General features: G+C 62.9%; 12 protein-coding genes. 3 read left to right on the top strand and 9 right to left on the bottom strand.

The window, feature by feature from the left end; genetic code table 11:
- Nucleotide 1 precedes the first annotated feature (1 nt).
- The 6 genes from FA04_RS20375 to FA04_RS20350 form a co-directional block, all read right to left on the bottom strand.
- Nucleotides 2-787 carry a glutathione S-transferase family protein gene (locus FA04_RS20375; RefSeq protein WP_051659176.1) on the bottom strand — a complete coding sequence of 262 codons (786 nt, stop codon included), beginning with the start codon at nucleotides 785-787 and terminating at the stop codon, nucleotides 2-4.
- A 9-nt stretch (nucleotides 788-796) separates the two neighbouring features.
- Nucleotides 797-1,840, bottom strand: coding sequence for a branched-chain amino acid ABC transporter permease (locus FA04_RS20370; RefSeq protein ID WP_034789818.1), 1,044 nt, complete (start codon nucleotides 1,838-1,840; stop codon nucleotides 797-799).
- Nucleotides 1,840-2,718 carry a branched-chain amino acid ABC transporter permease gene (locus tag FA04_RS20365; protein WP_034789820.1) on the bottom strand — a complete coding sequence of 293 codons (879 nt, stop codon included), beginning with the start codon at nucleotides 2,716-2,718 and terminating at the stop codon, nucleotides 1,840-1,842. Before FA04_RS20365 ends, FA04_RS20370 begins: the two co-directional genes overlap by 1 nt.
- Nucleotides 2,719-2,729: 11 nt before the next feature.
- Nucleotides 2,730-3,458 (bottom strand): ABC transporter ATP-binding protein, encoded by a 729-nt coding sequence (locus FA04_RS20360; protein WP_034789822.1) that lies wholly within the window; start codon nucleotides 3,456-3,458, stop codon nucleotides 2,730-2,732.
- The gene (locus FA04_RS20355) at nucleotides 3,458-4,204 is read right to left on the bottom strand and encodes an ABC transporter ATP-binding protein (protein WP_034789824.1); all 747 of its coding nucleotides are present in this window, start codon (nucleotides 4,202-4,204) and stop codon (nucleotides 3,458-3,460) included. Before FA04_RS20355 ends, FA04_RS20360 begins: the two co-directional genes overlap by 1 nt.
- Nucleotides 4,205-4,300: 96 nt before the next feature.
- Nucleotides 4,301-5,584 carry an amino acid ABC transporter substrate-binding protein gene (locus FA04_RS20350; protein ID WP_034789825.1) on the bottom strand — a complete coding sequence of 428 codons (1,284 nt, stop codon included), beginning with the start codon at nucleotides 5,582-5,584 and terminating at the stop codon, nucleotides 4,301-4,303.
- A 251-nt stretch (nucleotides 5,585-5,835) separates the two neighbouring features.
- Between FA04_RS20350 and FA04_RS20345 the strand changes: the two genes are divergently transcribed.
- From FA04_RS20345 to FA04_RS20335, 3 genes are all read left to right on the top strand, one after another.
- Nucleotides 5,836-6,876: a LacI family DNA-binding transcriptional regulator gene (locus FA04_RS20345; protein ID WP_034789827.1), complete on the top strand. Its 1,041-nt coding sequence runs from the start codon at nucleotides 5,836-5,838 to the stop codon at nucleotides 6,874-6,876.
- Between the two features lie 223 nt (nucleotides 6,877-7,099).
- Nucleotides 7,100-7,864, top strand: a complete 765-nt coding sequence (locus tag FA04_RS20340; protein ID WP_034789829.1) for an SDR family NAD(P)-dependent oxidoreductase — start codon at nucleotides 7,100-7,102, stop codon at nucleotides 7,862-7,864.
- Nucleotides 7,865-7,977: 113 nt separating this feature from the next.
- Nucleotides 7,978-8,283 (top strand): GNAT family N-acetyltransferase, encoded by a 306-nt coding sequence (locus FA04_RS20335; protein ID WP_063979488.1) that lies wholly within the window; start codon nucleotides 7,978-7,980, stop codon nucleotides 8,281-8,283.
- Here the strand turns inward: FA04_RS20335 and FA04_RS20330 are convergent.
- The 3 genes from FA04_RS20330 to FA04_RS20320 all read right to left on the bottom strand — a co-directional run bounded on the left by FA04_RS20330 (nucleotide 8,274) and on the right by FA04_RS20320 (nucleotide 13,454).
- Nucleotides 8,274-10,085, bottom strand: a complete 1,812-nt coding sequence (locus FA04_RS20330; protein WP_034789831.1) for a phosphoenolpyruvate carboxykinase (GTP) — start codon at nucleotides 10,083-10,085, stop codon at nucleotides 8,274-8,276. The two genes, FA04_RS20335 and FA04_RS20330, sit on opposite strands and share 10 nt — an antisense overlap.
- 57 nt (nucleotides 10,086-10,142) lie before the next feature.
- Complete coding sequence (locus tag FA04_RS20325; protein WP_064817023.1) at nucleotides 10,143-11,795, bottom strand: electron transfer flavoprotein-ubiquinone oxidoreductase; 1,653 nt, start codon at nucleotides 11,793-11,795, stop codon at nucleotides 10,143-10,145.
- Between the two features lie 156 nt (nucleotides 11,796-11,951).
- Nucleotides 11,952-13,454 carry an aldehyde dehydrogenase family protein gene (locus FA04_RS20320; RefSeq protein ID WP_051659097.1) on the bottom strand — a complete coding sequence of 501 codons (1,503 nt, stop codon included), beginning with the start codon at nucleotides 13,452-13,454 and terminating at the stop codon, nucleotides 11,952-11,954.
- Nucleotides 13,455-13,514 lie beyond the last annotated feature (60 nt).

Below are 13,514 nucleotides of genomic sequence, written 5' to 3'. Positions count from 1 at the left end.
GTCACAGGCCGGACCCGGCGAGCCGAAGTTCGGGCTTGGCCGTCTTCAGGTGCGGATATTTTTCGGTCAGCAGCGACCCGTAGTAATAGGTTTCAGCGAAGGCGCCGGTTGCGCGGATGGCATCGAGCCATCTCTGGATCGCCGGCATCTCCGCCCACATCGAGGACAGTCCGATATCGTCCATCCGGACGATCACCGGCATGATCGCGATATCCGCCAACGTCAGCTGATCGCCCATGACCCACGGCCCGCCATTGTCGGAAAGCCACGCCGCCATGCGCTGAACGCCGCGCTCAAGGCGGCCGAGCGCTTCTTCCATTTCCGGCTCGGGAAAGCCGCTTCGCCCCATCTTCATCAGGAACTCGCGGCGAAGCGGCTTTGCATCGCAGACCGCCTGGAACTCCTCCGCCGTCATCGCCTGATAGTGCGGCAGGAAGGCGAGGTTGTAGGAAGGCACGCGGATCGCCGGTGTCGGCACTTCGTCGATGAAGCGCATCATTGCCCGCATCGTCGCCGCGCCGAAGGCGTCCCTTGGCCGAAGCCCACCAGGGAGAATGTCTTCCAGATACTCCATGATGACGGCGGAATCGGTGACCGCGCGGCCCTGGTGGACGAGCGAGGGCACGACGCCGTTCGGGTTGATCGCCAGATATTCGGGCTTGAGCTGGTCACCGGTGAAGAGATCGAGCTTGTGCTCCTTAAAGGCGAGGCCCTTGGCGTTGAGAACGTATCGCACCCGTTGGCTGCACGTCGATTGAGGGGCGTTGTAGAGGATGAAGTCCTGCATCGTCGCCTCTCAATCCCAGTTGAGGACGCGGGGCAGCTTGCCCTTGCGGGCGAGCGTTCCGATCACGCCGTTCGGGAAGAACATCAGCCCGAGAACCATGACGAAACCGGTCGCGAGAATGTTGATCTCGGAGGCGCCGAGGGTCGCCACGAAGATTTCGTTGAAGGCGACGATCAGGATCGCGCCCACGACCGGCCCCGCAATCGTGCCCTTGCCGCCGAGAATGCACATCAGCACCAGGTTTGCCGAAACGAGGATGATCAGGAAGATGTTCGGCCGGAGATAGGTGAGATACTCACCCCAGACTGCACCGGCCATGCCGACAAAGAAGGCGGACAATGCGAAGGCCAGCACCTTGTAGAAGCGGGTGTTGATCCCGGCGCTTTCCGCTTTGACCTCGTCCTTGGAGAGCGCGCGCAGGCCAAGCCCGAACTTGGAATGCTTGATGCGATAGGTCGCCCACACGGTGAAGGCAGCCATCAGCACGAAGGCGTAGTAGTAGGGCAGCTTCGCCGTCTGAACGGGCAGATCGGTTACCGGCAGCGACAGGCCGTTGGCGCCGCCGATGAACTCCCAGTGGTCGAACAGAATACGGGCGATCATCAGGAGCGCGATCGACGAGATGATGAAGCTCGGGCCACGAACCTTCAGCGTGATGAGGCCGACTAGATAGCCGCAGGCCGCGGCCGCCAACCCGGCGAGCGGTGCCGTCAAGAGCGACGAGATGCCGTATCGCGCCAGGAGCACGCCTGAAAAATAGCCGCCGATCGCGAAGAACACCGCGTGGCCGAGCGAGATATAGCCGGCGAACCCGCCGATGATGTTCCAGCCGCTGGCCATGACCGCATAAGAAGCCGTGAACAGGACAAGGTGCAGCAGGTAGTTGTAGTTGCCGGTTAGTTGCAGGAGCGGCAGGGCGAGCAGCACACCGAGAACGGTGAGAGGGAACCATGTGGCGCGGGTCTGGTCATGCTGGCGCGCAAGCTTCTGGTTGTGAATGCGACGGGCCTCGAGCACCGAGCTCGCGTCGGCTTGTTGTAGGTTTACGGCCATTATGCCAACTCCGGTTTTTCGCCGAACAGGCCCTGGGGACGGATCAGCAGGATGACGAAGAGTGCGAGGAAGAAGGTCATGGTCGACCAGGTGGCGCCCACCCAGGTGCCGACGAATGCGGCGATGACCGACAGGAGAAGAGCGGCGACGACGGTGCCGAGCACGCTGCCCATGCCGCCAAGGACGACGACCGACATCAGCATTGCAATCCATTCCCACTGCTTGGCGGGGAAGAAGCTGAAGACGAAGCTCACCAGCGAACCGGCAGCACCTGCAAGCCCGATGCCTATTGCAAAGGCGATCATGCTGATGAGGTTGACGTTGACGCCGAGCAGTTCGGCGGCCTCGCGGTTCTGCGTGGTGGCGCGGATGGCGTAGCCGAGCCGCGAGTAGTTGAGGAACAGCGTCAGCGCGCCGATGATCGCGAGTGACACACAGCCGGCATAGAGTTGCCCTTTCGGGATGAACAGGCTGCCGATGAAGAAGGCGTCCGTCGCATATTCCGGCGAGGTCACGCGCTGGGTGTTGGTGAAGGCGGCGCCGAGGAAGCCTTCAACGATCATCGCCAGCGCGAAGGTAAGAAGTACCGTCATTTCCGAGTAGCGGGCGCTTTTGGCCTGGCTCTCGAACATCAGGCGATAGAGCAGCACGCCGATCGCCGCCATGATCAGTGCCGCGATCGGCAGCGTGGCGATCGGGTCGAGGCCCCAGAGCTTGAAGGCCCAATAGCTGACATAGGCGCCGCAGATGATCAGCGACGGATGGGCCAGGTTGACGATGCGCATGACGCCGAAGACCAGCGAAAGTCCGGACCCCATCAGCGCGATTACGCCGCCGAGCGCGAGGCCGAGTATCAGTATCTGAAGAATGTCTGTCATCACGTCCTCCGCTACGCGACCTTGCGGCCGCCGAGGTAAAGTTCCTGGATGCGCGGGTCCGCCAGAACCGCCTCGGCCGGCCCCTCGAAGAGGGTGCGGCCGAGATCGAGCACAACGCCCCAGTCGGAATTCTTGAGGCCCATCATCGCGTTCTGCTCGACGAGCAGGACGGTGACGCCCTCCTGAGACATCATCTTCATGATGTCGAACATCTCCTGCACGATCTTCGGCGCCAGCCCGAGGGAGGGCTCGTCGAGCATGACGATGTCGGGCTTGACGATCAGCGTGCGCGCCATCGCAAGCGTCTGCTGCTGGCCGCCCGACATGGTGCCGGCATGCTGGTCGGCGCGCTCGCGCAGCACCGGAAAGCGCTCGAGGATTTCGTCGATGCGGCGGTCACGAAGCTTTGCGTCGTTGAGCACATATCCGCCCATGCGCAGGTTTTCGCGCACCGTCATCTTCGGAAACAGCGCCCGTTCCTGCGGTACGAAACAGATGCCCTTGCGCAGGATCTGGTCGGGGCGCAGGCCGTTCAGCCGCTCGCCCTTGAAGATGACGTCGCCCTTGCGGATCGTCAGCATGCCGCAGATCGCTTTCAGCAGCGTCGATTTGCCGGCGCCGTTCGGGCCGATGATGCAGTGGACCTTGCCTGGCTCGACCGTCAGCCGCGCGCCATCGAGAATGGCCGGGCCGTCGCCATAGCCGGCGGTGATATTGGTGACTTGCAGGAGATCGCTCATCAGGCCGCTTCCTCTTCCAGTACGCCGCCCAGATAGGCTTCGAGCACATGCGGATCGCGACGCACCACATCGGGCGTGCCGTCGCAGATTACCCGCCCGTGCGCCATGACCACGACGCGGTGCGAGAGCCGCATGATCAGGTCCATGTTGTGTTCGACGATCAGCACCGTCAGGCCCTTGGCGTTGAGCGCCCGGATGTGGCCGACGATCTCTTCGAGCAGCGTCGGGTTGACGCCGCCGGCGGGCTCGTCGAGCAGGATGATTTTCGGATCGGCCATCAGCAGCGCTGCCAGATCCATCAGCTTCTTCTGGCCGTAGGACAGGTTGTGCCCATCCTCGTAGGCAATGCGGGTGATCCCGAGGAAATCGAGGATCGACATTGCCTTGTCGCGCTCTTCCGCCGAGACCGCCGGCCGGAACAGGTCGGCAAAGCCGCGGCAGCGCGCCTGTACGATCACGTTTTCCAGCACCGTCATGTCAGCGAGGTTGCGCGAGATCTGGAAGGTCCGGCTCAGGCCCTTTGCCGTGATCTTGTGCGGACGCAGATTGTCGATCCGCTCGCCATCCAGCCAGACCTCGCCCGAGGTCGGGACGACGGTGCGGCTGATGCAATTGAAGGCCGTGGTCTTGCCGGCGCCGTTCGGCCCGATGAGTGCCGTGATCGAGCCTTTCTCGACCTTGAAGCTTGCGCCGTCCACGGCGCGAATTCCGCCGTAGTGCTTGCACAGGTTCTTAACCTCGAGCATCCGCGCGATCTCCTTGTACTAGAAATTGGGTAGTAGATGCCTGCCAATCGGGAGGGCGCCTCGCGAGCGAAACACCCTCCTCTGCCTCGCAAAGGGTCAGAAACCGGACTTGGGATAGCGGAAGGGCACGATGCCCTCGAACTGGCCGGTCGGGTAGACGAAGGTCAGCTTGCCATCCTGCCACTGGGTCATGATGTGCGACTTTTCGACGGGCAGGCCGAGATCGTCCCAGCTGAAATCGCCGAGCACTGTCTGGACAGGCTGTTCCTTGGTGCGGGCGTGCAGCCATTCGCCCATCTTGGCGTTATCCGTGCTGCCGGCGCCAACCATGGCCTGCTCGATACCCTGGCAGACGGCGAAAGGGATGGCGCTGTCTTCATCCGGCTCGACACCATATTCGGCTTCGAACGCCTTCACAAAATCGGCGTTGTCGAAGGGCTTTCCGGCAAGCGTGCTCTTGAACGGAACATCCTTGTGCCAGGTGGTGTGGATGACGACGCCATCGGCCGCGTCGTTCCCCACACCCTCGATGAACTCCGTCTGGGCACCCTGGCTGAGATAGACGAGCTTTGCCGATGCGCCGACGGTCTTGAGCGCCCGCATGAGCTGGACCGCCTCTTCCGCAGAAGCCGTCAGGCCGACGATCATTTCAGCGCCGGAGCGCTTGATCGAATTGGCAAGGTTCAGCCAGTCGTTGAAGCCTTCCTCGGGCCACTTCTCCTCCATCACCACCTCGATGCCAGCTTCCTTGAAGTAACCGGGCGCGAGGTCGGCGATTTCCTTGTCGTTGGCGGGATCGATCACCTTCTGGCCGAGAAGGCCGGTGGCGATCGCATTGGCGAAGAAGTCGTCGGCATGGACGACGGCGACTGTCTTCGGCGCATCCGCCGGATCCTTGATCTCCTTCAGGAGGCCGATCACGTCCTTGCCTGTGTATTCGGCAGCATTGACCTGGAAATAGAAGAGGTTTTTGTAGCCCTGGGCATAGATCCGGAGCGCACCGCCCGAGGGAACCGGGTGAACCATGTTGTACTTGGACAGAACGTTGCCGACCGGAAAGGTCAAGCGGCTCGAGAACGTACCGTAGACGGCATCGACCTTGTCGACGTTGATGAAGCGTTCGTACTGATTGATGGCCGTCGCAGGGTCGGAGCGATTGTCGCTGACGATCAGCTCCACCTGCTTGCCGAGAATGCCGCCCGCTTCATTGATGAGCTTGTTGCAGAGTTCGTAGCCCCGCTTATGCTTCTCGCCGCTGACCGAAAGGCCACCGGTGATCGGCAGCGATGCGCCGATCCGTATTGTTTCCGCAGCGCTCGCAACGGTGCTTGCCGAAAGCACACTGACGGTTGCTGCCGCGATCAGCCGATTGAGTCCCATTTTGTCTCCTCCCAGACATTTGCGCGCAATCGTTTGCATTGAAGCGAAAAACAAATCGCCCGGCCACGCCGGACGAAACTTGCGCACTGTTCGATCGACGGCAGGCCAGCTCCTCAACTGCCCTGCCGCAAACTGAATATGCAAACGATTGCACATGGGCGATTATGCGCACCGTTTGCGCTTTGTCAAGCATCCATGCGAACGATTGCAAAACCTCCGGCAAGATTTTAAATGGAGGCGAGAGGTGACACATGCAGAAGAAACGAACCACGCTGAAGGACATTGCGCGCGCGACCGGCGTTCATGTGTCGACCGTATCGCGCGCCCTTGACCCGACCGAGCGCAAGAGCATCACGCCAGAGGTCGTGGCGAAGATCCAGGCCGCGGCGGAACGCCTGGATTATCGCCCCAACCGCATCGCCTTCGGGCTTCGCACCAACCGGACGATGACGGTCGGCGTCGTCATTCCGGATATCACCAACCCGATTTTCCCACCGATCCTGCGCGGGATCGAAAGCGTTCTGGAACCGCTCGGCTATGCGTCGATCATCGTCAACACCGACAGCGAGCGCGAGCGCGAGGTTCGCCTTCTCGAAGTGTTGCGCGATCGGGGTGTCGACGGACTTATCCATGCAGCGGTGCTTAGAAGCGACCCCTCGATCGCCAAGGCCGCCCAGGACGGCCTGTCGGTGGTGACGCTGAACCGGCGCGTGGAGAATTCGAACATCCCCTATGTCATCAATGACGAGGACATGGGCATCTGCGAAATGCTGCGCCACCTGACGAAACTCGGCCACCGGCGGATCGCGCATCTGGCCGGGCCGCAGGATCTCTCGACCGGGCAGCTACGCCTGGCCGCCTTCCGCAACGCCGCCAAGAGAATGTCGATCGACATCGACCCGCAGCTCATCGTCACCGCCATGCGCTTCGATGAGGACGAAGGCGCCCGCTGCACGCGCGAGCTGCTCGCCTCCGGAAACGACTTTACCGCCGTGCTCTGCGCAAATGACCGCCTGGCGCTCGGCTGCATCGACGTCTTGCGGGAGAACGGCCTCGACTGTCCATCGGACATTTCCGTCAGCGGCTTCAACGACATGCCGTTCCTGCAACTCGCGCGTCCAAGGCTCACCACCGTCCGCATCCAGCAGTATGATGCGGGCATCACCGCCGCATCGATCCTGCTGCGCCTGATGAATGCCGGCGCGGACGACGACATTCCGCTCGAGACCGTGCTGCCGGTGGAGCTCCTGGAACGCGAAAGCACGGGACCGGTGGCAGCGCAGAAGCGCTGACAATCCCCAGCCGGCAGCTCGCGACGAATCGGCGGTTTCGGTCCCTTCGCACCGCTTTCCCCTGCGAACGCCTCTGCGCGAGCGTTTTCCGCGAACCTTCATGCAATCGATTGCCTATTGTTTCGTGCAATCGATTGCCCTAAGGTCGCATCGATCAACCGTCAAATTGCCGGGCGGACGTTTCCGTCGGCTTGAAAGACATCACGTCAAGAGGGAGGAACTTATGGCGTATCCGCGGTCCTTGGTTGGAAAGACAGTTCTCGTCATCGGCGGAAACGGCGCAATCGGCGCCGCAACAGGGCGCCTGTTTGCAGATGCGGGAGCGACCGTGCTGATCACCCACACGCCGCGTGAACAGGGGGCCGCAAGCGCGGATGCGGTGATTTCCTCCCTTGCGAACGCTGAACGTCATGCCCGATATGCCGTCGACATCACGGATTCCCGCGCTCTTGGCGACCTTGCCCGCACCATCGAACAGAAGTTCGGCAAGCTCGATGTGCTGGTCAATGCCGCGGGCTTCACCAAGCCTATCGCCCACCGGGATCTCGACGCGCTGACGGATGAACTGATCGACGACATCTTCAAGGTGAACTGGCGAAGCCAGTTCGCGGCGATCCGCGCCTTCGCGCCACTTTTGAAAAAATCCGGCGACGGGCTCGTCGTCTCCATCTCGTCGATCGCCGCCTTCACCGGTATTGGCTCGAATATCGCCTATTGCGCCGCCAAGGCCGGCATCGACGTGATGACCAAGGCGCTCGCCCGCGTCCTTGCCCCGGAAATCCGGGTCCTTGCGGTTTCTCCTGGTGTCGTCGACACGCAATTCGTCCCCGGGCGAGGCTCGGACTTCAACGACAAGGTCGCGTCCTCGACCCCGCTCGGCCGCATCGGCGAAGTCGACGACATCGCCGCCGCCATCCTGGCGAGCGCGACGTTGCTCGGCTTTTCGACCGGCCACATCATCCAGGTGGATGGCGGCCGGGCGCTCTGAGACCACAGAACTCCGCATCCGCGCGACAGAGTGGTCGCGCGGATGTCTCGTCCCTCCTATAGTCCAGGGCACAGCGACGGCGCGGATAACGGTTGCAGGAAGGTAGGGACGAAATGGTCGAAAAGGTCATCGATAACACTCAGGCGTCTCGATTCGAGCTGCCGATCGGCGACGAGATCGCCGTTGCCTACTATCGGCTGGAGGACGGCCGGGTCGTTCTCACGCACACGGAAGTGCTGCAGACCCTGTCGGGACAGGGGATCGGCACGCGGCTTGCGACCGGCGTCTTCGACATTCTTCGCGCGCGAAACGCACGGGTGATCGCGACGGCTGAACGCCCGGCAATGCTGAGCCAGACGGTGGCCGTGACCACCGCCTGGCTGGATGACGGGGCGGCGTGCCCGGGACCTCAGGCTTGATCCGGCGTCTGGTCAACCCCGTCGAGCAAGGCGCGACGAATGGCGGAAAGCGCTGACGGCAATCGTTGGCCGAAGGACTGCAGCAAGACGTCGTGGCTTTGCAGTTCCTTGGCGAGTTTGGCCGGATCGAACCTCATCAGCGCGTCGAAGGTTTGGCGGTCGTAGTCGAGGCCATGCCAGTCGATGTCGTCATAGCCCGGCACAAGGCCGATCGACGTGGCTTTTCCGCCGCCAGTCCTCTCCGTCCTCTGCACGATCCATTTGAGCACGCGCATATTTTGCCGGAAGCCCGGCCAGAGAAATGCACCGTCCTCGTCACGCCGGAACCAGTTGACGCGGAAGATTGCCGGCGCATTCACAAGCCGGTCTCCCATCGAAAGCCAGTGGGCAAAATAGTCGGCCATGTTGTAGCCGCAGAAGGGCAGCATCGCGAAGGGATCGCGCCGGGTCGCGGCCTGATTTTCCGCGGCCGCCGTCGCTTCCGACCCCAGCGTTGCCGCCCAGTAGATGCCCTCGCGCCAGTCCCTTGCCTCAAAGACAAGCGGAAAAGTGTGGGAAAGCCGCCCGCCGAAGATGAAGGCCGAGATCGGCACGCCGGCGGGGTGCGCGGCCGATGGGTCCATGCTCGGGCAGCGGTCGCGCGAAACGGTGAAACGGGCGTTCGGATGCGCGGCCGGGCGACCGGCCTGAGGCGTCCAGTCGAGACCGCGCCAGTCCACCAACGCCGGCGGCGCCTCCTCCGTCATGCCCTCCCACCAGACGTCGCCGTCGGGCGTCAGCGCGCAATTGGTGAAGATGGTCTCGCGCGCGATCGCCGCCATCATGTTGGGATTGGTCTTCTCGTTGGTGCCCGGGGCAACCCCGAAGAAGCCCGTTTCCGGATTGATGGCCCGCAGCCTGCCGTCCGCATCCGGCCGAATCCAGGCGATGTCGTCGCCGACCGTCTTGACCTTCCATCCCGCAAAACCCTCGGGCGGCAGAAGCATGGCGAAATTGGTCTTGCCACAGGCGGACGGAAAGGCGGCCGCGACATAGGTCGTTTTCCCAGTGGGATCCTCCACGCCCATGATCAGCATGTGCTCGGCAAGCCACCCCTCCTGTCGGCCCTTCAGCGAGGCCGTGCGCAGTGCCAGGCACTTCTTGCCGAGAAGCGCATTGCCGCCGTAGCCGGAACCGAAGGATGCGATCGAGCCGTCGTCCTGGAAGCTCACAATATATTTGTGCTCCGCGTTGCAGGGCCACGGCACATCGCGGTCGCCGGGCGCGAGCGGGGCTCCGACCGAGTGCAGGCAGCGCACGAATTCGCGCGTGCCAAGTGCGCGCAGGACCGGCAGGCCGATATGCGCCATCAACTTCATGCTGACCGCGACATAGGCGGAATCGGTGATCTGAACCCCGATCATCGCAAGGTCCGAGCCGGGTTCCCCCATGGAGAACGGGATCACATACATGGTGCGCCCGCGCATCGATCCCTTGAACAATCGCGAAAGCTCCACGCGCATGCTGGCAGGATCTGCCCAATTGTTGGTGGGCCCTGCGTCCTCCCGGCTGGAGGTGCAGACGAAAGTGCGATGTTCGAGGCGGGCGACATCGCGGGGATCGGAGCGGCAGAGGAACGAGCTTGGGCGCTTCGCTTCGTTCAACCGGATAAAGGTGCCCGCGGCGACAAGGGTGCTGCACAGACGCCTGTATTCCGCATCGCTGCCGTCGCAGACATGGACCTGATCCGGTTCGCACAGGGCCCGAACCTCGTCGATCCATTGGCTGAGAACGGGGTTGGTTATGACAGTCGGGTCTTGCATGGATGCGTCTCTCGCTTGGCAATAATGAATTCGGTCCGCGCGGCCCGCCTCCCGAACTCACATGTTCGGATAGACCGGGCCTTCGCCGCCTTGGGGCGGCACCCAGTTGATGTTCTGGTTCGGGTCCTTGATGTCGCAGGTCTTGCAGTGCACGCAGTTCTGCGCGTTGATGACGAAGACGTCCTTCCCGTCCTTCTCCACCCATTCGTAGACCCCGGCCGGACAGTAGCGCGTCGACGGACCGGCATAGACGTCGTGCTCGGAGCGCTTCTGCAGATCCATGTCCTTCACCTGGAGATGGACCGGCTGGTCTTCCTCATGGTTGGTGTTCGACAGGAACACCGAGGACAGCCGGTCGAAGGTCAGAACCCCGTCCGGCTTTGGATAGTCGATCTTCTTGTGCTGCGCTGCGGGTTCGAGCGACTGCGCATCGGTCTTTCCGTGCTTCAGCGTGCCGAAGAAGGAGAAGCCGAACAGCTGGTTGGTCCACATGTCGAGACCGCCGAGCCCAACGCCGATCGCCGTGCCGAACTTCGACCACAGCGGCTTGACGTTTCTCACCCGCTTCAGGTCCTGGCCGATGGCGCTGTCGCGCCAGCCGCGTTCGATCTCGATCGGCTCGTCATTGGCGCGGCCACTAGCAATCGCTGCCGCCAGCTTCTCGGCCGCGAGAATGCCTGAAAGCACCGCATTGTGGCTGCCCTTGATGCGCGGCACGTTGACGAGACCGGCCGAACAGCCGATCAGCGCACCACCGGGGAAGGACAGCTTCGGTACCGACTGGTAACCGCCCTCGGTGATCGCACGGGCCCCATAGGAAAGCCGCTTGCCGCCCTCGAACGTGCCGCGGATCGCCGGATGCGTCTTGAAGCGCTGGAACTCCTCGAAGGGGAAGAGATAGGGGTTCTTGTAATTGAGGTGCACGACGAAGCCGACGGCGACCATGTTGTCTTCGAGATGGTAGAGGAAGGAGCCGCCACCGGTCTTCATGCCGAGCGGCCAGCCGAAGGAGTGCTGCACCAGGCCCGGACGATGGTTCTCGGGCTTGACCTGCCAGAGCTCCTTCAGGCCGATGCCGAACTTCTGGACGTCGCGGTCTTTCGAGAGATCGAACTTGGCGATCAGCTGCTTGGCGAGCGAACCGCGCACGCCCTCGCCGATCAGCGTGTATTTGCCCAAGAGCGCCATGCCGCGGGCGAAGTTCGGGCCCGGTTCGCCGTTCCGCTCGATGCCCATGTCGCCGGTGGCAACCCCGATGACCGCACCCTCGTCGTTGTAGAGCACTTCGGTGGCGGCAAAACCCGGATAGATCTCGACGCCGAGTTCCTCCGCCTTGGTCGCCAGCCAGCGACAGACGAGCCCAAGCGATACGATGTAGTTGCCGTGATTGTTCATCAGCGGCGGCATCAGGAAGTTCGGCAGGCGGATCGAGCCGGCGGGTCCCAAGAACAGGAAATGATCGTCCGTCACCTCGGTCTTGAACGGATGGTCGGCGTCGGCGCGCCAGTCCGGCAGCAAGCGGTCGATGCCGATGGGATCGACGACGGCGCCCGACAGGATATGCGCACCGACTTCAGCGCCCTTTTCGAGCACGACGACCGAAAGCTCCGGATTGACCTGCTTCAGCCGGATCGCCGCCGCAAGACCCGCCGGCCCCGCACCCACGATCACAACGTCGAACTCCATGCTCTCGCGTTCAACCATCTGCATGCGCCTATCAATTGGCGGCCCTACTGAGGCGAGCCGCGCGAAACGCGACGGCCGCCCTCGCCGAGGACCGCTAGAAGTTCGCACGGCGACGAGCCGAAGACGGGGCGTCGTCACCGTGCTGGAGGTTCGGTTCAATAGATCTGGATCAGGAAGAACTCACTCCTTCGGTGGCCAGGTCGGGATGCTCCCCCGGCCCGACGGAAACCGGACGTTCTTTGAGCGCATGAACTCGCGCAGCGTTTCCGCCGTATTTTCCCGGCCGAAACCGCTTCCCTTCTGGCCGCCGAAGGGCGAGCCGAGGAAGGCGCGGCGCATGTAGTTGTTGACGAAGATCATGCCCGCTTCGAGCTTGGCTGCGATCTTGCCGGCATGGGCCTCGTCGGTCGTGCAGATCGCCGCCGTCAGGCCGTATTCACTGTCATTGGCGATGCGGATCGCCTCTTCCTCGGTCGAAAACCGCATGATGCTGGCGATCGGACCGAACATCTCTTCGCGCGCCGGGGTCATGTCAGGCGTAACATCTGCAAGAACCGTCGGCGCGACCCAGTAGCCGTCCTTCAATCTCTCGTCGGTCGGCAACCTGCCCTGGGTGACGAGGCGGGCTCCTTCCTTCAGCGCGATGTCGAGATAGGACAGAACCTTGTCGCGGTGCTTCGCATCGACCATCGCGCCGATATCGGTCGCCGGATCAAGTCCGTCGCCGACGACCAGCTTCTCGGTCGCCCGCGCGAACCGCTCCAGGAACCGGTCATGGAGGCTATCGTGCACGAGGATGCGCGATGTCGATGTGCAGGCCTCTCCCTGATTGTAGAACATGCCTTCGAGCGCAACGTTGATCGCGACGTCGAGATCGGCATCGGGAAGCACGATCAGCGCGTTCTTTCCGCCAAGCTCCATCGTGGCATAGGTGAGGTTCTGCGCGGCCGACTGCAGCACGCGCCGGCCCGTCATCGTCGATCCCGTGAAGGTGATGCGCTCGACCAGCGGATGGGCGGCAAGTGCCGGGCCGGAGACCATGCCGGCGACCGCGTTGAGAACGCCCGGCGGCAGGATCTCATTGGCGAGTTCGACGAGGCGCAACACCGTCAACGGCGCCTGCTCGCCGGGCTTGATGACGACGGTGTTGCCGGCGGCGAGCGCCGGCGCGCACTTCTTGGAAAAGTGGATCGGCGGCCAGTTGAAAGGCAGAATCGCGGCCACTACGCCATAGGGCTCGTAGTTGATGCGCGCCTCGATCGGTCCCTGATCGAGGATCTCGCCGTGGATCGTGTCGGCGAGACCGCCGAAATAGTCGAAGCAGGCATGGCAGAACGACACGTCGAAGCGGAGCGCATCGCGACGTGGCTTGCCCACTTCGCGCGCCTCGATCTCGGCAAGTTCGTCCACATGCTTGCGAATATGGGCGGCGACTTCGCGCAGGATCTGGCCGCGCTCGCGCGGGGAACGGTCGCGCCAGGACTGGAAGGCGCCGCGGGCGCTTCTGACTGCCTGGTCGACGTCGGCCTCCGATGCATTGGTCACATGCGCGATCGTCGCCCCGGTTGCCGGCTCCTCGACGCTGAACGTGGTGGCGCCGCCGTCGTCCAGGAATTCCCCACCCACGAACAGGCCGGACATCCGGAGCGGCGCCCGCGCCTGATCCTCGACATTCTTAAGCATTGCTACTCCTCCCATGTTGCAATCAACCGCACATGCCGGACCGCATCCCGGTCAGGCTTT

Source organism: Ensifer adhaerens (assembly GCF_000697965.2).
Taxonomy (GTDB): domain Bacteria; phylum Pseudomonadota; class Alphaproteobacteria; order Rhizobiales; family Rhizobiaceae; genus Ensifer; species Ensifer adhaerens.
This window is presented reverse-complemented; position numbering and strand designations above follow the sequence as displayed.

Excerpts from the sequence above, each read along its gene's own strand:
- FA04_RS20325 (WP_064817023.1), bottom strand. The coding sequence starts at position 11,795 with ATGCAGATGGTTGAACGCGAGAGCATGGAGTTCGACGTTGTGATCGTG.
- FA04_RS20365 (WP_034789820.1), bottom strand. The coding sequence starts at position 2,718 with ATGACAGACATTCTTCAGATACTGATACTCGGCCTCGCGCTCGGCGGC.
- FA04_RS20375 (WP_051659176.1), bottom strand. The coding sequence starts at position 787 with ATGCAGGACTTCATCCTCTACAACGCCCCTCAATCGACGTGCAGCCAA.
- FA04_RS20350 (WP_034789825.1), bottom strand. The coding sequence starts at position 5,584 with ATGGGACTCAATCGGCTGATCGCGGCAGCAACCGTCAGTGTGCTTTCG.
- FA04_RS20335 (WP_063979488.1), top strand. The coding sequence starts at position 7,978 with ATGGTCGAAAAGGTCATCGATAACACTCAGGCGTCTCGATTCGAGCTG.
- FA04_RS20330 (WP_034789831.1), bottom strand. The coding sequence starts at position 10,085 with ATGCAAGACCCGACTGTCATAACCAACCCCGTTCTCAGCCAATGGATC.
- FA04_RS20370 (WP_034789818.1), bottom strand. The coding sequence starts at position 1,840 with ATGGCCGTAAACCTACAACAAGCCGACGCGAGCTCGGTGCTCGAGGCC.
- FA04_RS20340 (WP_034789829.1), top strand. The coding sequence starts at position 7,100 with ATGGCGTATCCGCGGTCCTTGGTTGGAAAGACAGTTCTCGTCATCGGC.
- FA04_RS20345 (WP_034789827.1), top strand. The coding sequence starts at position 5,836 with ATGCAGAAGAAACGAACCACGCTGAAGGACATTGCGCGCGCGACCGGC.
- FA04_RS20355 (WP_034789824.1), bottom strand. The coding sequence starts at position 4,204 with ATGCTCGAGGTTAAGAACCTGTGCAAGCACTACGGCGGAATTCGCGCC.
- FA04_RS20320 (WP_051659097.1), bottom strand. The coding sequence starts at position 13,454 with ATGCTTAAGAATGTCGAGGATCAGGCGCGGGCGCCGCTCCGGATGTCC.
- FA04_RS20360 (WP_034789822.1), bottom strand. The coding sequence starts at position 3,458 with ATGAGCGATCTCCTGCAAGTCACCAATATCACCGCCGGCTATGGCGAC.